At 66.5% G+C, this 19,603-nt stretch carries 16 protein-coding genes; 14 read left to right on the top strand and 2 right to left on the bottom strand.

Translation table 11 applies throughout. The annotated features are described in order from the left end of the window. Nucleotides 1-54: 54 nt before the first annotated feature. A complete protein-coding gene (locus ACWBU6_RS02755) occupies nt 55-678 on the bottom strand; it encodes an XrtA/PEP-CTERM system exopolysaccharide export protein (RefSeq protein ID WP_452649517.1) in 624 nt (207 codons plus the stop codon). A gap of 62 nt (nt 679-740) precedes the next feature. Then, on the bottom strand, nt 741-1,514 hold the full coding sequence (locus ACWBU6_RS02760; RefSeq protein WP_452647350.1) for a S1 family peptidase: 774 nt from the start codon (nt 1,512-1,514) through the stop codon (nt 741-743). Between the two features lie 189 nt (nt 1,515-1,703). Between ACWBU6_RS02760 and ACWBU6_RS02765 the strand changes: the two genes are divergently transcribed. Genes ACWBU6_RS02765 through ACWBU6_RS02830 form a run of 14 tightly spaced genes read left to right on the top strand, consistent with a single transcriptional unit; the run spans nt 1,704 to nt 19,593 of the window. Next, nucleotides 1,704-3,230: an XrtA system polysaccharide chain length determinant gene (locus tag ACWBU6_RS02765; protein ID WP_452647351.1), complete on the top strand. Its 1,527-nt coding sequence runs from the start codon at nt 1,704-1,706 to the stop codon at nt 3,228-3,230. A gap of 27 nt (nt 3,231-3,257) precedes the next feature. Continuing rightward, nucleotides 3,258-4,214: an XrtA-associated tyrosine autokinase gene (locus ACWBU6_RS02770; RefSeq protein WP_452647352.1), complete on the top strand. Its 957-nt coding sequence runs from the start codon at nt 3,258-3,260 to the stop codon at nt 4,212-4,214. Continuing rightward, complete coding sequence (locus ACWBU6_RS02775; RefSeq protein WP_452647353.1) at nt 4,207-5,763, top strand: TIGR03016 family PEP-CTERM system-associated outer membrane protein; 1,557 nt, start codon at nt 4,207-4,209, stop codon at nt 5,761-5,763. Before ACWBU6_RS02770 ends, ACWBU6_RS02775 begins: the two co-directional genes overlap by 8 nt. Nucleotides 5,764-5,778: 15 nt before the next feature. Next, on the top strand, nt 5,779-6,813 hold the full coding sequence (locus ACWBU6_RS02780) for an XrtA/PEP-CTERM system-associated ATPase (protein WP_452647354.1): 1,035 nt from the start codon (nt 5,779-5,781) through the stop codon (nt 6,811-6,813). Further along, on the top strand, nt 6,810-7,940 hold the full coding sequence (gene wecB, locus ACWBU6_RS02785) for a non-hydrolyzing UDP-N-acetylglucosamine 2-epimerase (RefSeq protein WP_452647355.1): 1,131 nt from the start codon (nt 6,810-6,812) through the stop codon (nt 7,938-7,940). The genes ACWBU6_RS02780 and wecB overlap by 4 nt, the downstream gene beginning before the upstream one ends. 2 nt (nt 7,941-7,942) lie before the next feature. Further along, nucleotides 7,943-8,788, top strand: a complete 846-nt coding sequence (locus tag ACWBU6_RS02790) for an XrtA system polysaccharide deacetylase (protein ID WP_452647356.1) — start codon at nt 7,943-7,945, stop codon at nt 8,786-8,788. Next, nucleotides 8,785-10,008, top strand: a complete 1,224-nt coding sequence (locus ACWBU6_RS02795) for a FemAB family XrtA/PEP-CTERM system-associated protein (protein WP_452647357.1) — start codon at nt 8,785-8,787, stop codon at nt 10,006-10,008. Before ACWBU6_RS02790 ends, ACWBU6_RS02795 begins: the two co-directional genes overlap by 4 nt. Before the next feature lie 3 nt (nt 10,009-10,011). After that, the gene (locus ACWBU6_RS02800) at nt 10,012-11,256 is read left to right on the top strand and encodes a TIGR03087 family PEP-CTERM/XrtA system glycosyltransferase (RefSeq protein ID WP_452647358.1); all 1,245 of its coding nucleotides are present in this window, start codon (nt 10,012-10,014) and stop codon (nt 11,254-11,256) included. Then, complete coding sequence (gene xrtA, locus ACWBU6_RS02805) at nt 11,253-12,806, top strand: exosortase A (protein WP_452647359.1); 1,554 nt, start codon at nt 11,253-11,255, stop codon at nt 12,804-12,806. Before ACWBU6_RS02800 ends, xrtA begins: the two co-directional genes overlap by 4 nt. Before the next feature lie 8 nt (nt 12,807-12,814). Beyond that, complete coding sequence (locus tag ACWBU6_RS02810; protein WP_452647360.1) at nt 12,815-13,984, top strand: TIGR03088 family PEP-CTERM/XrtA system glycosyltransferase; 1,170 nt, start codon at nt 12,815-12,817, stop codon at nt 13,982-13,984. Then, entirely contained in the window at nt 13,972-15,867 is a 1,896-nt protein-coding gene (locus ACWBU6_RS02815) for an XrtA/PEP-CTERM system amidotransferase (RefSeq protein WP_452647361.1), read from the top strand. The genes ACWBU6_RS02810 and ACWBU6_RS02815 overlap by 13 nt, the downstream gene beginning before the upstream one ends. A 2-nt stretch (nt 15,868-15,869) precedes the next feature. Then, the gene (locus ACWBU6_RS02820) at nt 15,870-17,084 is read left to right on the top strand and encodes a TIGR04063 family PEP-CTERM/XrtA system glycosyltransferase (RefSeq protein WP_452649518.1); all 1,215 of its coding nucleotides are present in this window, start codon (nt 15,870-15,872) and stop codon (nt 17,082-17,084) included. Then, complete coding sequence (locus tag ACWBU6_RS02825) at nt 17,081-18,226, top strand: glycosyltransferase family 4 protein (RefSeq protein ID WP_452647362.1); 1,146 nt, start codon at nt 17,081-17,083, stop codon at nt 18,224-18,226. Before ACWBU6_RS02820 ends, ACWBU6_RS02825 begins: the two co-directional genes overlap by 4 nt. Beyond that, nucleotides 18,223-19,593, top strand: a complete 1,371-nt coding sequence (locus tag ACWBU6_RS02830) for a phenylacetate--CoA ligase family protein (protein ID WP_452647363.1) — start codon at nt 18,223-18,225, stop codon at nt 19,591-19,593. The genes ACWBU6_RS02825 and ACWBU6_RS02830 overlap by 4 nt, the downstream gene beginning before the upstream one ends. Nucleotides 19,594-19,603: the final 10 nt, after the last annotated feature.

Here is a 19,603-nt window from a genome sequence, read left to right on the forward strand (position 1 = left end):
GAACTGTAAGAATTCTCGACACCTACAGGAAACTATCGAATTGGTACTTCCAGTTTAGAAGAAGCTTTCCGGAATCACCAGGATATCGCCCGGGCGCATCGGCACATTGGCCGAAATATCGCCGTCCTTGATCAGGTCGTTTAGGCGCACGGTGAATTGCTGCTGCTTGCCTTCGACGGTGCGGATGATGCTGGCCTTGTTGCCGGCAGCGAACTCGGTGACGCCGCCCACGGCGATCATCACATCCAGGATCGACATGTCGCGGCGGTAGGGCAGCGATTGCGGCTTGGCGGCCTGGCCGATGACACGGATCTGTTCGCCATAGGTGCCGACGAAGCCGGTCACGATGACGGTGACCACCGGCTGCTGGATGAACTTGGCCAGCGCTTTCTCGATATCGCGCGCCAGTTCGGTCGAGGTCTTGCCGCTGGCCGGCAAGTCTTCCACCAGCGGCGTGGTGATCTTGCCGTCCGGACGCACCGGCACCACTTGCGACACTTCCGGATTGCGCCAGACAATGATGCTCAGGTTGTCGCCCGGGCCGATCAGGTAATCGGTTTGCGGCACGGCGCCGGCGTCGGCCGGCGCCGTGCTGTGGGACGTGGCGCAGCCGCCCAGGCCCAGTGCGCCGAACACGACGGCGCTCGCGGCGAGCACGCGGGCCAGCTTGGTTTGCATATTCACATTATTCTCCTTGTTTGCATTTTAGCATTGCCTGTTATACCACGAGTCTTGCCATTTTACCTCGGCGCGCCGCCCTGTTGCAGCAGCTCATGCACGTGGCGCACCGGGATGGCGTAGCTGATGCCGCTGGGGGCGGTGATCGCGCTTTCCTTCATGCCCTTGACCAGGGTCATATTGATGACGGCCACCACGGCGCCGGTTTCGGGATCATACACGGGGCTGCCGCTATTGCTGGGGTAGGCTGTACCGTCGAGCTGGTAAATCGTGAACGGCGCGCCACGCTGCAGCTGCAGCACGGCGCGCGGATTGAGGCCGCGCGAAGTCGGGGTCGGCAGGATGGCCGGGGTTTGCGCCGCCAGCAGGGCGCGGTGGGTGACCGGGTTCAGGCCCAGCAGGATGCCGAGCGGGTAGCCGGTAAATGCCAGGTCGCTGCCTTCGTCCAGCATGTCGCTGCTGCCCAGGGCCAGCGCCGGCAGCGGCGCGCCCTTCAGGCGCAGGTGCACCAGGTCGTGTGCGCGGTCGATGCCCAGCACGCTCGCTTCGCGGAACTGCAGCTGGTCGCCCTTGCCGGTGACGATGCCCAGGGTTTCCATCTTTTCCGAGTCGAGCGCGGTCACCGCATGGGCATTCGTGATCACCGACAGCCCATCGCCCACCACAAAGCCGGTGGCATGGAATACGATGGCGGGACTGCGGCTGCGGTTGAACGTGCCAATCCCGACCACGCTGGGCTTGACCGCGGCAATGGTGCGCGGCAGCGGCGCGGCCGCGGCCGGCGCGCCGGCCCAGCCCAGGCAGGCCGCCAGGAATAGTGAAATCAGCTTGAGCATGCCGCCTCCAGAGTGGTGAATTGCCTAGTGGAAATGTTAAATTCTTTTCGTCAGCAGAGCGCAACAGGCATAAATTAATAGTAACAGGCAGCGCGTTCTGCTGTATGATAGAGATTAGATGTTATTTAGGCAATATTAGATGTGGGCATTGCGACAGTTTGCCTGCCTAACAAGGGATGAGTGATCGAGATGGCAGAGATTTTGGCATTGCTGTTGACCTTTCTGAAGGCAATCGGGAAATACCGCTGGTATGCAGTCGCCATCGCCTGGCTGGTGGCGCTGGTCGGCTGGGCCGTGGTGTACCGCCTGCCCAATGATTACCAGGCCTCGGCCCGGGTCTACGTCGATACCCAGAGCATCCTGAAGCCGCTGATGTCGGGCATGACCACCACGCCCAACGTCGAGCAGCAAGTGATGTTCATGCGCCGTACCCTGATCAGCCGCCCCAACGTCGAGCGCGTGCTGCGCATGGTGGACCTGGACATCAAGGCCAAGGACAGCAAGCAGCAGGAACGCCAGGTCGATGAGCTGATGAGCGCGATCAAGGTGATCGGTACCGAGCGCGACGACATTTACACCATTTCCTATAACAATGAGAATCCCAAGCTGGGCAAGGAAGTGGTGCAAGCCCTGCTGACCATCTTCGTCGAGGGCTCCTTCGGCGGCAAGAAGCAGGATTCGGAAAAGGCGGTGCAGTTCATCGACGACCAGATCAAGATGTACGAGGAGCGCCTGGCGGCCGGCGAGAATGCGCTGAAGGAATTCAAGATCCGCCACATGGGCCTGCTGCCGCGCCAGGGCACCGATTACTCGAGCAACCTGGGCGACCTGGCGGAAAAGCTGAACCAGGCGCGCCTGGAATTGCTGGAAGCCGAACAGGCGCGCAATGCCATCAAGCGCCAGATTGCCGGCGAAGACATGGCGCCGGCCGCCGATGCCACCAATATCGCCAACCCGGAAATCGACGGCCGCATCGCGACCCTGGAAAAGCAGCTCGACAGCCTGCGCATGCAGTACACCGAAGAGCACCCGGACATCATTTCGGCCAAGCGCCTGATTGCCAACCTGCAGCAGCGCAAGAAGGACGAGGCGAAGAAGGCGGCCAGGAACGGCGACCCGGGGATGGGCTACAGCCCGATGCTGCAGCAGATGAACGTGGCGCTGTCGGCCGAGGAAGCGCGCGTGGCGTCGCTCAAGGCGCGCGTCGGCGAATACGCGTCGCGCATGGAGCGCATGCGCTCGCAGAGCACGGCGGCGCCGGAAGTGGAAGCGCAGCTGGCACAGCTCAACCGCGACTATTCGATCAACAAGGAGAACTATGAAAAGCTGGTGCAGCGCCGCGAAGCGGCCAAGCTGTCCGGCGACCTCAGCTCGGCGACCGACATGATGAGCTTCCGCGTGATCGACCCGCCGATCGTGCCGCAGACCCCGGTCGGCCCCAACCGCGCCCGCTTTTATTCGCTGGTGTTTGTCGCGGCCCTGCTGGCCGGCCTGGGCGGCGCTTTCCTGATGAGCCAAGTGCGTCCTACCTTCCTCAGCCAGCACAGCCTGCGCGAAGTGACCGGCGTGCCGATCCTCGGCACCATTGGCATGAACTGGACCGAGCAGCAGCGCTCGTCGCGCCGGCGCCGGCTGTATGCCTTCGGCCTGGCCGTGGCTTCGCTGCTGACCGCTTTCGGCGGTGTCATGACCGTTACCTTGCTGCGCGCCGCTTGAGCTGCGCAACACCCAGGGAGTCTTCACGTGAGCATTATTGAAAAAGCCGCCAACCGCCTCGGGCAAGCGCGTCCCGCCGACGCCGCCGCCGAGGCCACCATCCCTGCGCCACCGGCCGCGGCTCCGGTAGCTGAAGCAGTGCACGCGGCCCCGGCCGCTGCTGCGCCGGCTGCTGTCCCGCCGCCGGCCGCCCCCGTGGCCGCGCCCGTGGTGCCGACCCTGGCCACCCTGCAGCCGCAAGGCGAGCACGGCCGCCGCACCACCCATACCGTGGAACTGGACCTGATGCGCATGCACGAGTCCGGCCTGGTGACGGCCGCCGGCGGCCGCACCTCGCTGGTGGAAGACTTCCGCATCATCAAGCGCCCGCTGATCAAGCGCGCCTTTGCCGCCCGCAAGCCGGGCGAGAACCCGGGCAACCTGATCATGATCACCAGCTCGCTGCCCGGCGAAGGCAAGACTTTCTGCGCCATCAACCTGGCCATGAGCATTGCCATGGAACTGGACCACACCGTGCTGCTGGTCGACGCCGACGTGGCGCGCCCGTCGGTGCTGCGCACCCTGGGCTTGCCGGCCCAGCGCGGCCTGATGGATATCCTGCTGGACGATAGCGTCGACATGGCCGATGTCATGCTGCGCACCAATGTCAACACCTTGTCGATCTTGCCGGCCGGCACCAGCTCGCCGCGCGCGACCGAGCTGCTGGCCTCGCACATGATGAAAAACCTGGTGAACGAGATCGCGAACCGCTACCCGGACCGTATCGTGATCTTCGATTCGCCGCCGCTGCTGCTGACTTCCGAATCGCATGTGCTGGCCTCCAACATGGGCCAGATCGTGATGGTGGTGGAGTCGGAACGCACCACCCAGCACGCGGTCAAGGAGTCGTTGCGCCAGCTGGAAGGCTTGAGCAACGTCAACCTGATCTACAACAAGTCGCGTGAATTCCCGGGCACCGAAACCTATGACTATCACTATGGCTAAGCGCAGCCGCCTGGCCCTGCTGCCGCTGGCAGCGGGCCTGGCGGCAGCCTTCCCGGTGCACGCCGCATGGGATTTCACGCCCACCGCTGCCGCGCGCGCCACCTATTCCGACAATGTCACGCTGCAGGCCGGCGACCGCGCCCACAGCGGCTTCGTGCTGCAGCTCACGCCCGGCTTCCACTTGCTCAACCGTTCACAGCGCTTCGACTTCAGTATCGATTACGCGCTGAACCTGTACGAATACTCGGGCGGGCGGCGCAGCGGCGCCCAGCGCCACAGCCAGGACTTGAACAGCCGGCTCAAGGCGCGCCTGGTCGAGGATCTGCTGTACCTGGATGCGCAGGCCGGCATCCGCCAGCAAGCCACCTCGGCTTTCGGTCCCTTGCAGGCCGACAACGACTACGCGCGCAGCAACCGCAATGAAGTGCGCAGCTACCGCGTCAGCCCCTATCTGGTGCACCGTTTTGGCGCCTTTGCCAATGGCGAGCTGCGCTACGCCCACGATGCGGTGAGCACCGATCACACCGGCATGCGCAACAGCGAGGGCAATACCATCAGCGGCCGCCTGAGCAGCGGGCCGACCTTCCGCCGCTTCGGCTGGGATGCCAGCCTGATGCGCGCGGTCATCGACGAGGAACTGCCGGTCGCCGGCGGCGGCCACCGGGAGCAGACCACCAGTTCCAAGGCGGCCAACCTCAACTTGCGCTATGCCGCCTCGCCGCAGCTCAATCTCGGCCTGTTTGGCGGCTACGACGACTACGATTACAGCGGCCTGGGCGGCGCCCAGTCCGGCGCCGCCTACGGCGCCAATGTGCAGTGGACCCCGACGGCGCGCACCTCGCTGCAGGCATCGGCCGGGCACCGCTTCTATGGCCCCAGCTACAGCCTGGCGCTGCAGCACCGCAGCCGCGGCACCGTCTGGAATATCGTCTACAGCGATGCGGTGAGCAGCACCCGCAGCCAGTTCCTGCTGCCGCAGGCGATCAGCACGGCCGCCATGCTGGACAACTTGTTCCGCGCCCAGATTCCCGACCCGCTGATGCGCGCCGCCGCCGTCCAGGCCTATATCCAGGCGGCCGGCCTGCCGCCGTCGCTGGCGACCAGCGTCAACTTCCTCAGCAACCGCTATTCGCTGCAGAAGCAGTTGAACGCGTCGGTGGCCTGGCAGCTGGCGCGCACCACCAGCACCTTCAGCGTGTTCAAGAACCGGCGCGAAATGCTGTCCAGCCAGCAGGTCGACAGCGCCCTGCTGGGCAGCTCGCTGCTGTCGCTGAACGACAATACCGAGCAGGTGGGCGCCATGGCCAGCCTCAGCTACCGGCCCGGGGCGCAGACCGTGGCCTCCCTGATTGCCAACGCCATGAATGTCAAATCGCTGAGCGATGCGCGCAGCAGCAACCACCGCGACCTGCGGTTCAACCTGTCGCGCCATTACAGCTCGCGCACCACCGGCGCCGTGGAATTGCGCCGCGTGCGCGGCTCCTCCGGCGTGGGCGGCGCGCGGTACACGGAAAACGCCGTCTCCGCCACGCTGTCAACCAAATTTTAAGCAGCAAGGTTCGCCATGTATGAAAGCTATTACGGGCTAAGCGACAAGCCCTTCCGCCTGCGGCCCGACCCGCATTTCTTCTTCGGTAGCAAAGGCCACAAGCGGGCCATGGCTTACCTGGAGTACGGCCTGTCGCAGGGCGAGGGATTCATCGTGATCACCGGTGAAGTCGGCGCCGGCAAGACCACCCTGGTGCGCAACCTGTTCAACCACATCGAGTCGGACAAGATCGTCACCTGCCACCTGGTCAACACCCACCTCGATTCCAACGATGTGCTGCGCGGCGTGGTGGGCGGTTTCGGCCTGCCGTGCGAGGACACGGCCAGCAAGACCACCCTGCTGGGCCGCCTGGAACTGTTCCTGCGCCAGTGTGAGCAGGATGGCAAGCGCGCGCTGCTGGTGGTTGACGAAGCGCAGAACCTGACGCCGAAAGTGGTGGAAGAATTGCGCATGCTGTCCAATTTCCAGACCGATGAAAAATCGCTGCTGCAGACTTTCCTGCTGGGCCAGCCGGAATTCCGCGCCACCCTGCACAGCCCCGGCATGTCGCAGTTGCGCCAGCGCGTCATTGCGACCTATCACCTGGGGCCGATGGATGGCAGCGAAAGCAATGCCTATATCGAGCACCGCATGCGCACCGTCGGCTGGAGCGGCAACCCGCACCTGACGCCGGCCGCCTACGCTGCCGTGTTCCAGTACACCGGCGGCATCCCGCGCAAGACCAACCACTTGATGGACCGCTTGCTGCTGATGGGCTTCCTGGAAGAGATGCAGGAGTTCACCGAGGCCGACGTCGAGACGGTGGTGCGCGACATCCAGCAAGAGTTCCAAGCCCCGCCGGCCGTTGCGGCAAGCGATGACGCTGCCGCCAGCAATGGTGCCGCTGCGCACCAGCTGGAAGCGGGAATACTGATCGGCAGCCAGTACCCGGCCGTGCTGGACGAGCGCATGATGCGCGTCGAAAAATCGCTGGCCTCAGTGCTGTCGATCCTGAAGAAGATCGTGCGCTCGCCATCGTCTTACAACATCCACCAGGACAGCAACGAATGAGTGCCTTCCGTATCCTGTGCGTCGTCGGCGCCCGGCCGAATTTCATGAAGATGGCGCCCATCATGGCAGCCTTCGCCCAACTCAAGCCGCAAGTCGAAGCGCTGCTGGTGCACACCGGCCAGCACTATGACGTGGCCATGAACCAGCAGTATTTCGATGCGCTGGGCATTCCCAGCCCGGACATCAACCTGGAGGTCGGGTCCGGCAGCCACGCCCAGCAGACAGCCGAAGTGATGAAGCGCTTCGAGCCGGCCATGGACGAAGTGCAGCCGGCTGCCGTGCTGGTGGTGGGCGACGTCAACTCCACCATCGCCTGCGCCCTGGTGGCGGCCAAGAAGGGCGTGCCGGTGATCCACGTGGAAGCGGGCCTGCGCAGCTTCGACCGCGCCATGCCGGAAGAAATCAACCGCGTGCTGACCGACCAGTTGTCCGACCTGCTGTTCACCACCGAGGAAAGCGGCGCCGACAACCTGGCGAAAGAGGGCATCGGCGGCGGGCGCGTGCACTTCGTCGGCAATGTAATGATCGATACCCTGCGCGCCAACCTGGCGCGCGCCATCCCGGCGCCGCAGATTGCCGCCGATGCCGGACGCGCGGACTTCAAGGCCGTCAAGGGCGAGTACGCCGTGCTGACCCTGCACCGCCCGTCGAACGTGGACGACAAGGCGGTGCTGCAAGGCTTGCTGGAAACCGCCGCGACGATTTCCGAACGCACGCCGGTGATCTTCCCGGTGCATCCGCGCACCCGTGCCACCATCGAGAAGTTCGGCCTGAGCCACCTGCTGGACCGCCCGCAAGTGCTGCTGCTGCCGCCCATGGGCTACCTCGAGATGCTGGGCCTGATGCAGGACGCGCGCGTGGTGCTGACCGATTCCGGCGGCATCCAGGAAGAGACGACCGCGCTGGGCACGCCGTGCATCACGCTGCGCCACAACACCGAGCGCCCGATCACGGTCGACGAGGGCACCAACACCATCGCCGGCAACGACCCGGCGCACATCCTGGCTGCGTACGAGGCGCAACTGGCCGGCGCCGGCAAGGCCGGCCGCATCCCGCACTTTTGGGACGGCCGCGCCGCCGAGCGCATTGCCGCCATCGTGCTGGACTGGCTGAAGGCGCGGGGCTGACCATGGGCGCGGCCGTACGCAATGCGATGACCATCGACGTGGAAGACTACTTCCAGGTGTCGGCGTTCGCGCCGCATATCAGCCGCGACAGCTGGCCGCAGCGCGAGTGCCGGGTCGAAGCCAACATCGACCGCGTGCTGGGCATCCTGGACGACGGCGGCGCCAAGGGCACCTTCTTCACGCTGGGCTGGATTGCCGAACGCTATCCGGACATGGTGCGCCGCATCGTGGCCGGCGGCCACGAGCTGGCCAGCCACGGCTATGGCCACCTGCGCGCTTCGGACCAGTCGCGCGCGCAGTTCATGGACGATATCGCCAGCAGCAAGAAGATCCTGGAAGACATTGGCGGCCAGCCGGTGCTGGGTTACCGCGCCCCGAGCTTCTCGATCGGCCCGGGCAACCTGTGGGCGCTGGACGCATTGCAGGAGGCCGGCTACCGCTACAGCTCCTCGATTTATCCGATCGCGCACGACCATTACGGCATGCCGGACGCGCCGCGCTTCGCCTTCCGCCCGAACGGCGAGCAAGGCTTGCTGGAGGTGCCGATTACCACGGTGCGCATCGGCCAGCGCAACCTGCCGGCCGGCGGCGGCGGCTATTTCCGCCTGCTGCCCTATGCCCTGTCGCGCGGCATGATGCGCCGCGTGAACCGGCAGGACGGCCAGCCTGCCATCTTCTATTGCCATCCATGGGAGCTCGACCCCGGCCAGCCGCGCCCGGCTGGCCTGGGCCTGAAGACGCGCTTCCGCCATTACGTCAACCTGCACCGCATGGAGTCGCGCATCAGGGCCCTGACGCGCGATTTCGCGTGGGATCGCATGGACCGCATTTTCCTGGGGCAGCAATGACCTCGATCATCGAAGCAGCGGCCGAGCGCCGCGCGGCAAGAGCCAAGGCGGAAGCGGAAGCGGCGACAGCGCTGGCGGTCGCTGCCGGAAAACCGGTCAATCCGGGCCACACCCCAGGGCCGGACCCGGTCGGAGACGGGGGCGTTGCGGGGTCGGCCCCCGGGGCCGGCCCCGGTTTGCCGGCGCTAGTGCAGTTGCTTGGCAGCGGCGCCGACGAACGCGCGCGCTGGGACGCCTTTGTCCAGTCCTGTCCCGAAGCGACCTTCTTCCACCGCGCCGGCTGGCAAACCGTCGTCGAGCAATGCTACGGCAAGCAGACCTGGTTCTTCTATGTGGAGGAGGGCGGCGTGATCACCGGCGTGCTGCCGCTGGCGCGCATGAAAAGCCGCATGTTCGGCCACTACCTGGCGTCGCTGCCGTTCTGCGTCTACGGCGGCGTGGCTGCCACCACCGATACCGCGCGCAGCCTGCTGGACAAGGCCGCCGAGGAACTGGCCGCCGCGCTTGGCGTGGGCCACCTCGAGTACCGCAACTACGCACCGGCCCATCCCGCCGATGCGAAATGGCAGGGCAAGGACCTGTACTACACCTTCCGCAAGGCGATCAGCGGCAACGACGAAGAGAACATGAACGCCATCCCGCGCAAGCAGCGCGCGATGGTGCGCAAGGGCATCAAGCTCAACCTGCAGGGCGAGGTGGACGACAACGTCGAGCGCATGTTCGCCGCCTATGCCCACAGCGTGCACCGCCTCGGCACCCCGGTATTCCCGAAGAAGTACTTCGCCCTGCTCAAGGAAACCTTCCGGGACGATTGTGAAGTGCGCGTCATCACGCAGGACGGCAAGCTGGTGGCCGGCGTCCTGAGCTTCTTCTTCCGCGACGAAGTGCTGCCGTATTACGGCGGCGGCATGGACCTCGCGCGCGAGGTGGGCGGCAACGACTTCATGTACTGGAACCTGATGCAGGCCGCGGCCGCCAGGGGCTGCCGCATGTTCGACTTCGGCCGCAGCAAGAAGGGCACCGGCGCCTTCGACTTCAAGAAGAACTGGGGCTTCACGGCGCAGCCGCTGCCTTACGAATACCAGCTGTTCGCGGCCGGCGCGCTGCCGGACGTGAACCCGCTGAACCCGAAATACCAGCTCTTCATCAAGCTGTGGAAGGCGATGCCGCTGCCGCTGGCCAATGCGCTCGGTCCTTTCATCGTCAAACACCTGGGGTAAATCGTGGAAGACCTGCTGCTGCTGGTGCATCGCATGCCCTATCCGCCGAACAAGGGCGACAAGATCCGCTCCTGGCATCTGCTCAGGCATCTGGCGCAACGCTATCGCGTGCACCTGGCCACCTTCGTCGACGATCCCGACGACTGGCAGCATGTGCCGGTGCTGCAGGAGATCTGCGCCTCATCGCATTTCCTGCCGCTGGCGCCGCGCGCGGCGCGGGTGCGCAGCCTGGGCGCTCTGCTGCGCAACCGCTCGCTCTCCTATGACTACTACCGCGATGCCGGCATGCGGCGCTGGGTAGACAACACCATGCGCCAGCACGGCATCGGCCGCATCGTGGTGTTTTCGTCGCCCATGGCGCAATATGCGGAAGCCTGGCCGCAGGCGCGCCGCATTGTCGACTTTTGCGACGTCGACTCCGACAAGTGGCGCCAGTACGCCGAGCGCAAGCCCTGGCCTGCCAGTGCACTGTTCGGCTACGAAGCGAATCGCCTGCTGCGTTATGAGCGCGAAATTGCCGCAGCATCCCACGCGTCGCTATTCGTTTCGGCGCCGGAAGCGGAGCTGTTCCGCAAACTGGCGCCGGAAAGCGCAGCGCGCACCGGCTGGATCAGCAACGGTGTCGACACTGCCTATTTTGCCCCGGGCGGCTTCGCCGATCCCTATGCGGCCGGCGACCGGGCGCTGGTGTTCTGCGGTGCCATGGATTACTGGCCGAACGTCGATGCCGTGCAGTGGTTCGCGTCGGAAGTGCTGCCGCCGCTGCGTGCACGCAACCCGGCAGTGCGCTTCGTGATTGTCGGCGCCCGCCCGTCGGCTGAAGTACAGGCGCTGGCGTCGCAGCCGGGCGTCACGGTGACGGGCACCGTGCCCGATGTACGGCCGTATGTGGCGCATGCCGCGCTGTCGGTGGCGCCGCTGCGCGTGGCGCGCGGCATCCAGAACAAGGTTCTGGAAGCGATGGCGATGGCCAGGGCCGTGCTGGTCACGCCCCAGGCCCTGGAAGGAATCGAAGCAGGCATCGGGCGCGAGCTGTTGCTGGCAGAGGGCGCGCAGCAATGGCTGGCTGCTGCCTGCGATGCGCTGGCCGGCCCGCCAGCCGCGCTGGAAACGATAGGCGCGGCAGCGCGCGCGCGCGTGGTGGCGGACTACAGCTGGGACGCCCGGCTGGCCCCGCTGGACCGCATGATCGAAACCCCTGCTGCGCAGGATGCTGGCGCAGCCCAAGCCCTATGGACCCCGGCATGAACACCCTACCTTCCACCGGACCGGCGGCGGCGCCCGGCGCGGCCAAACCGCAAGGCCTGCTGGCCGGCGCGCGCAATGCGCTGCTGGTGGCGCTGGTCATGCTGCTGCCGCTGCTGGTGTTCCACGAGACGGCATTGAGCGTGGCCGAAATCTGGGAGCGCTCGGAAACCTTTGCGCATGGCTTCCTGATCCTGCCGATCAGCCTGTGGCTGGTATGGCGCGAGCGCGCAGCGCTGCAGCAGCTGCCGCTGCAGCCGTGCTGGCCGGCCTTGCTGCTGCTGGCCGCTTGCGGCGCGGCCTGGCTGCTGGCCGACCTGGCCGAAGTGGGCATCGTGCGCCAGTATGCGCTGGCAGCCATGCTGCCGCTGACGGTGCTGGCGGTGCTGGGCCGGCGCATTGCCGGCGCGCTGCTGTTCCCGCTGGCCTTCATCCTGTTCGCGGTGCCGGTGGGCGAAAGCCTGGTGCCGCCGCTGATCGACCTGACCGCCAACTTCACCGTCGATGCGCTGCGCCTGACCGGCATTCCGGTCCTGCGCGACGGCAACAACTTCTCCATCCCCAGCGGCAACTGGTCGGTGGTGGATGCCTGCAGCGGCCTGCGTTACCTGATCTCTTCGGTCACCCTCGGCTGCCTGTTCGCCTACCTGAGCTACCGTACGGCGTGGCGCCGCGCCGCCTTTGTGCTGGCATCGATCCTGGTGCCGATTGCGGCCAACGGCGTGCGCGCCTACCTGATCGTGATGATGGGCCACCTGAGCGGCATGACCGTGGCGGTCGGCGTCGACCACCTGATCTACGGCTGGCTGTTCTTCGGCATCGTGATGCTGCTGCTGTTCTGGATCGGCAGCTTCTGGCGCGAAGACGGCCAGGCCGCTGCCAGCGCCCAGCCGGCCGGCCAGCCGGCGGCCGCCCTTGCCGTGCGGCCGCTGCTGGGCGGGGCCGCCGCCGTGCTGGCCGTGCTGCTGGCCTGGCCGGCGCTGGCCTCGCGCGCCGGGCAGAGCGCGCCGGTCGCGCCGGCAGTCACGCTGGCGCTGGCCTCGCCGACGCCGGCCGCGGCGGAATTCACCGCCTGGCAGCCCGATTACGCGCCCGCCAGCGGCACGCTGCGCCAGTTCTTCAGCGGCACGCCGCCGGTCGGCCTGACGCTGCTGTTCTACCGCGATGCCCCGGGCAGCGCCAAGCTGGTCAGCTCGACCAACCGCATCGGCCAGCAAAAGGCCGCCTACCGTGAAAACAGTGCCGACCTGCGCGACGAGAGTTTCGGCGGCCGCCACATGGCCGTGCGCGAAGCCATGCTCGGCCACGAAGGGCGGCGCCTGCTGGTGTGGCAGTGGTACTGGGTCAACGGCAGCATGACCAGCAGTAACTATGTCGGCAAACTATTACAGATCAAGGGGAAACTCCTGTCCGGCAACGGCGATGGCGCTGCCGTGATGGTGTTTGCCGCCTACGACGACGACCCGGCCGTGGCGCGTGCCGCCATGCGTGCCTTCCTGGATCGCAACCTCGCGCCGCTGGACCAGGCCCTGGCCGGCGCGCGCCGGCCGTGAGCTCTGCCATGCATGACATACCCCTCATCGTCCACCTGACGTATGCGCTCGATTTCGGCGGCATGGAAAACCTCATGGTCGAACGCATCAACCGCATGCCGGCCGAGCGCTACCGCCACGCCATCGTCTGCCTGACGCGCGTCAACCCGGACTTCGTCAAACGCATCAGCAAGCCGGGCGTTGCCATCCACACGCTGGGCAAGCAGCCCGGCCTGTCGCCCGCCACCCATGGCGTACTGTGGCGCCTGTTGCGCGCGCTGCAGCCGGCCGTGCTGCACACGTATAACTTCTCGGCCATCGAATACGCGCCCACGGCGCTGCTGGCCGGGGTGCCGGTGCGCGTCAACGGCGCCCACGGCCGCGACCACACCGATCCGGACGGCACCAACCGCAAGCACAATTTCCTGCGCCGCCTGATGCTGCCGTTCTACGATGTGTGCTATGCCAATTCGGCGGCCATGGAGCAGTGGAACCGCGACGTGATCGGTGTGCCGCCCGCCAAGAGCCGCATGCTGGCCAACGGCATCGACGCCGAGCGCTTCCGCATGCGCGGCGAAGGCGAGGCGCGCCCCTTCTTCAACGATGGCGAGATCGTGATCGGCGCAGTCGGCCGCGTGCAGGACGTCAAAGACCACGCCACCCTGATGGATGCCTTCCTGCTGCTGCGCGAATTGCTGCCGCAGCAGCGCGAGCGCCTGCGCCTGGCGGTTGTCGGCGATGGCCCGCTGCTGCAAAAATTGCGCGAGAAGGCCGCCGCCGCCGGCATAAGCGGCGCCGTATGGCTGCCCGGCGCACGCAACGACGTGCCGGACATCCTGCGCAGTTTCGATGTGTTCGTGATGTCCTCCATCGCCGAGGGCACGCCCGGCTCGGCGCTGGAAGCGATGGCCAGCGGCCTGCCGGTAGTGGGCACGCGCGTCGGCGGCATCCCGGAAGTCATCGAAAACGGCATCACCGGCCAGCTGGTGCCGCCCTCGAATGCGGCGGCCATGGCCACCGCCTTGAAACACTATGTGGAGGCGCCGGCGCTTGCGCGCCGCCACGGCCAGGCAGGGCGGGAGCGGGTGCTGCGCAAGTACAGCATGCCGGCCATGGTGGCCGGCTACCAGGACATGTACGACAGCTTGTGCGAACGCAAGCTCAAAATAAGAAGGCCAGTAACATCATGTGCGGAATAACAGGGATCATGGATGCGCGCGGCGCGCGCGCGGTGGACGAGGCGCTGCTGCGCCGCATGAACGACACCCAGCACCATCGCGGGCCCGACGAAGGCGATGTCTACATCGAACCGGGGGTGGGCTTCGGCCACCGCCGCCTGTCGGTGATCGATATCGCCATGGGCCAGCAGCCGCTTGGCAACGAGGACGGCAGCGTGATGGTCTGCTACAACGGCGAGATCTACAACTACCGCGAACTGACCGCGGAGCTCAAGGCGCTCGGCCACACCTTCAAGACCAGGAGCGACACGGAAGTGATCGTGCACGCCTGGGAAGAATGGGGCGAGGATTGCGTGCACCGCTTCCGCGGCATGTTCGCCATCGGCCTGTGGGACCGCAACAAGCAGGTGATGTTCCTGGCGCGCGACCGCCTGGGCGTCAAGCCGCTGTACTACGCCATGACGCCGGACGGCTGGTTCGCCTTCAGCTCGGAACTGAAAGCGCTGCGCATGCATCCTTCGCTGCCGCGCGAGATCGACCCGCAGGCGGTGGAAGACTACTTCGCCTACGGCTATGTGCCGGAGCCGAAGACCATCTACAAGGGCGCGCTCAAGCTGTCGCCCGGCTTCCGCCTGACCCAGAAAGTCGGCGCGCCGCTGGCCACGCCGGAGCAGTTCTGGGATGTGCCGTTCAAGCTGCACGAGAAGATGACCGAGAGCGACGCCCAGGGCGAGCTGGTGGAGCGCCTGCGCGAAGCGGTCAGGATCCGCCTGGTGGCGGAAGTGCCGCTGGGCGCCTTCCTGTCGGGCGGGGTCGATTCTTCCGCCGTGGTGGCGATGATGGCCGGGCTGGACGAAGGCGCGGTGCATACCTGCTCGATCGCCTTCAAGGACAAGGCGTTCGACGAATCGGAGTACGCGCAGCAGGTGGCGCAGCTGTACAAGACCGACCACTTCGTGGAAACCGTCGACACCGACGACTACGGCCTGCTCGACACCCTGGCCCACCTTTACGACGAGCCGTATGCCGACAGCTCGGCCATCCCGACCTACCGGGTATGCCAGCTGGCGCGCCAGCGCGTCACGGTGGCGCTGTCGGGCGACGGCGGCGACGAGAACCTGGCCGGCTACCGCCGCTACCGCTATGCGATGGCCGAGCAGAGCGTGCGCGGGCGCATCCCGCAAGCGCTGCGCAAACCGGTATTCGGTACCCTGGGCCGCGTCTATCCCAAGGCCGACTGGGCGCCGCGCGTGTTCCGCGCCAAGACCACCTTCGAAGCGCTGTCGCGCGACCTGGTGGAAGGCTATTTCCACGGCGTCTCGATCATGTCGGACGCGATGCGCGCGCGGCTGTTCTCGCCCAAATTCCGCGCCGGCCTGCAGGGCTACGGCGCGATCGACGTGATGCGCGCGCACGCAGCGAAGTCGCCGACCGACGACCCGCTGTCGATGATCCAGTACCTGGACATGAAAACCTACCTGCCGGGCGACATCCTGACCAAGGTCGACCGCGCCTCGATGGCGCATGCGCTGGAAGTGCGGGTGCCGCTGCTGGACCACAAGCTGGTCGAATGGATCTCCGGCCTGCCGCCGGAGATGAAGCTGAAGGGCAGCGAGGGCAAGTACATCTTCAAGAAGTCGATGGAAAAGTACCTGCCGCACGATATCCTTTACCGCCGCAAGCAGGGCTTTGCCGTGCCGCTGGCGGCCTGGTTCCGCGGCCCGCTGCGCCAGCGCGTGCAGCAGGCCTTGCTGGGGCCGACCCTGGCCGATACCGGCATGTTCAACCAGGACTTCCTGCGCGAACTGGTGGAGCAGCACCTGTCCGGCCGGCGCGATTACAGCGCGCCGATCTGGTCGCTGCTGATGTTTGAAGCCTTCCTGAAAAAAGAGATGCAGGCATGAGTATCCGTATCCTGCACGTGCTGGACCATTCGATCCCGCTGCACAGCGGCTATACCTTCCGCACGCGCTCCATCCTGCAGGCCCAGCGTGCGCGCGGCTGGCAGACCTTCCATATCACCAGCCCGAAACAGGGCGCATCCGGCGCGGCGCGCGAAACGGTCGACGGACTGGAGTTCTACCGCACGCCGCCGGCCGGCGGGCCGCTGGCGCAGCTGCCGGTGCTGAACCAGGTGGCGGTGATCAATGCGCTGGCGGCGCGCCTGCTGGAAGTGGCGAAGGAAGTGAAACCGGACGTGCTGCACGCCCATTCGCCGGCCCTGAACGCCGTGGCCGCGCTGCGTGTGGGCCGCAAGCTGGGCATCCCTGTGGTGTACGAAATCCGCGCCTTCTGGGAAGACGCCGCGGTCGATCACGGCACCAGCAAGGAATGGGGCCTGCGCTACCGGCTCACGCGCGCCATGGAAACCTGGGCGCTGCAGCGCGTCGACGCCGCCACCACCATTTGCGAAGGCTTGCGCAGCGAGATCATCGGGCGCGGCATCCCGGCCGGGAAGATCGAAGTGATCCCGAACGCGGTCGACATCGGCGACTTCTCCGTGGGCGGCGCGCGCGATGAAGCGCTGGCGCAGCAACTGGGCCTCGAGGGCAAAACCGTGCTGGGCTTCATCGGCTCGTTCTATGCCTATGAAGGGCTGGACATCCTGCTCAATGCGCTGCCGGCCATGCTGGCGCAGCGTGCCGAGATCCGCGTGCTGCTGGTCGGCGGCGGACCGCAGGATGCGGCGCTGCGCGCGCAGGCCAGGGCGCTTGGCATTGAGGACAAGGTGGTGTTTACCGGCCGCGTGCCGCACAGCGAAGTGCAGCGCTACTACAACCTGGTCGACGTGCTGTGCTACCCGCGCCACAAGATGCGCCTGACCGACCTGGTCACGCCACTGAAGCCGCTGGAAGCGATGGCCCAGGGCCGCCTGATGGTGGCTTCCGACGTGGGCGGCCACAAGGAGCTGATCGACGACGGCCGCACCGGCGTGCTGTTTGCCGCCGGCGACGCCGCAGCGTTGTCGAAACAGGTGCTGGCGCTGCTGCAGGCGCCGCAGAAATGGCAGGAGTTCCGCCAGTCGGGCCGCCGCTTTGTCGAAGAAGAGCGTAACTGGACCGCCAGCGTGGCGCGCTACCGCAATGTGTACGGCAGCATCACGGAGAAGGCACTGGCATGAACGCGCCGCAGCAAGCCTTCGCCGCCGCAGCGCGCGCCGTGGACGCGCCGCAGGTGCAGCGCATTGCCCTGGTGGGCCCGCTGCCGCCGCCCTCCGGCGGCATGGCCAACCAGGCCTTGCAGCTGGCAGGCCTGCTGCGCGACGCCGGCATCACGGTCGACTTCGTGCAGACCAATGCACCGTACCGCCCGGCCTGGGCCGGCAAGCTGCGCGGCGTGCGCGCGCTGTTCCGCATGCTGCCGTATGCGGCGAGCCTGTGGCGGGCCGCGGGCCGCGTGCAGGTATTCCATGTGATGGCCAATTCGGGCTGGTCCTGGCACCTGTTTGCCGCGCCGGCGATCTGGATCGCGCACCTGCGCGGCACGCCGGTGGTGGTCAACTACCGGGGCGGCGAAGCCGCCAATTTCCTCAGGCAGGCCGCCGCGTGGATGCGCCCCAGCCTGCGCCGCTGCGCTGCGCTGGCCGTGCCTTCAGGCTTCCTGGCCCATGTCTTCGGCCAGCACGGCATCGACTCCGTCATCGTGCCCAATATCGTCAATCTGGAGCGCTTTGCCGCCGACGCGGCGCCGCGCGCCCGCGGCGCCCTGCGCCTGCTGGTGGCGCGCAACCTGGAAGATATCTACGACAATGCCAGCGCCCTGCGTGCTTTCGCGATTGTCCGGCAAACCCACCCCGAAGCCCAGCTCACGGTGGCCGGCTCCGGCCCGCTGCGCGAAGAGCTGGAGCACCTGGCGCAGGGGCTGGGCGTGGCGCATGCGGTGCACTTCACCGGCCGCGTGGACACCGCCGACATGCCAGCCCTGTACCGCAACGCCGACATCATGCTGAACCCCAGCCTGGTCGACAATATGCCCAATTCCGTGCTGGAAGCGCTGGCCAGCGGCGCCCTGGTGGTCAGTACCAATGTCGGCGGCGTGCCCTACGTGGTGGAGGACGGCAAGACCGCGCTGCTGGTGCCGCCGGCCAATCCGGCAGCGATGGCGCAAGCCGTGCTGCGCCTGGCCGAGCAGCCGGCGCTGGCCGAGGCGCTGCGCAGCGCCGGGCGCGCCAGCGTGGCGCAATACGCCTGGTCCAGCGTCAAACCGCGCCTGCTCGAAGTGTACCGCCAGGCCCTGGCAAGCAAAGGAGGGTGCCACCCATGATGTATACCGCCCTGGTTTCCGGCGTCCTGTTCCCGCTGCATGAAAAGCTCAAGAAGCACAGCAGCGTGGCCGTGCGCCGCCATATGGAGCAGACCCAGTACTGGCCTGCCGCCAGGCTGCAGGCGCTGCAGCTGGAACGCCTGCGTGCCCTGCTGCTGCGCGCCCAGCAGCACGTCCCCTATTACCGCGAGGCGTTTGCCCGCATCGGCTTCGACGCCGCACGCGACTTCAAGGGCGTGCCCGACCTGGTGCGCCTGCCGTTGCTGGACAAGGCGGCCATCCGCGCGAATATCGAAGCGCTGAAAGCCGACGATGCCCGGAACCTGGTGCGCTACAACACCGGCGGCTCGACCGGGACGCCGCTGACTTTCTTCGTCGGACGCCACCGCGTCAGCCACGACGTGGCGGCCAAATGGCGCGCTACGCGCTGGTGGAATGTCGATATAGGCGACCGTGAGATCGTGATCTGGGGCTCATCGATCGAGTTGAGCGCGCAGGACCGCGTGCGCATGGTGCGCGACACCCTGATGCGCACCGAACTGATGTCGGCCTTTGCCACCACCGAAGCCGGGCTGGATGGCCACGTACAGCGCATCCGCCAGCGCAAGCCGAAGATGCTGTTCGGCTACCCGACCGTGCTGGCGCGCATCGCAGCGCATGCCGAAGACAAGGGTATCCGCCTCGACAAGCTGGGCATCCGCGTCGCCTTTGTCACATCCGAATGCCTGTACCAGTCGCAGCGCGAACAGATCGAGCGCGTGTTCGGCTGTCCGGTGGCCAATGGCTACGGGGGCCGCGACTCGGGCTTCATTGCCCACCAGTGCCCGGCCGGCAAGCTGCACATCACGAGCGAAGACATCGTGATCGAAGTGCTGGACCCGGAAGGCCGGCAGCTGCCGGCGGGCGAGTCGGGCGAAATCGTGGTGACCCATTTGCAGTCGGGCGATTTTCCCTTCATCCGCTACCGCACCGGCGACGTCGGCGCGTTGGATACCGAACCATGCAGCTGCGGGCGCACCCTGCCGGTGCTGAAGGAGATCCACGGCCGCACCACCGACTTCCTGATCAACCAGGACGGCACCCTGATCCACAGCGCCGCGCTGGCCTATATCATGCGCGACCTGCCGGCGGTGCGCGCCTTCAAGGTGATCCAGGAGACCCTGGACTGGACGCGCGTGCAGATCGTGTACGATGGCCGGTTCGACGACCAGGCGCGGCAAACCGTCGAAGCGGGCTTCCATGCACGCATGGGCAAGCAGGTGAAGATCGAGGTGGAACTGGTGCCGGAAATCCTGCCGGAGAAAAGCGGCAAATACCGCTATTGCGTGACCAAGCTGGAGACCCCATGGAACGCCTTGACGAAGTAAGCCGGGAGGC

The organism is Pseudoduganella sp. HUAS MS19 (genome assembly GCF_053615455.1).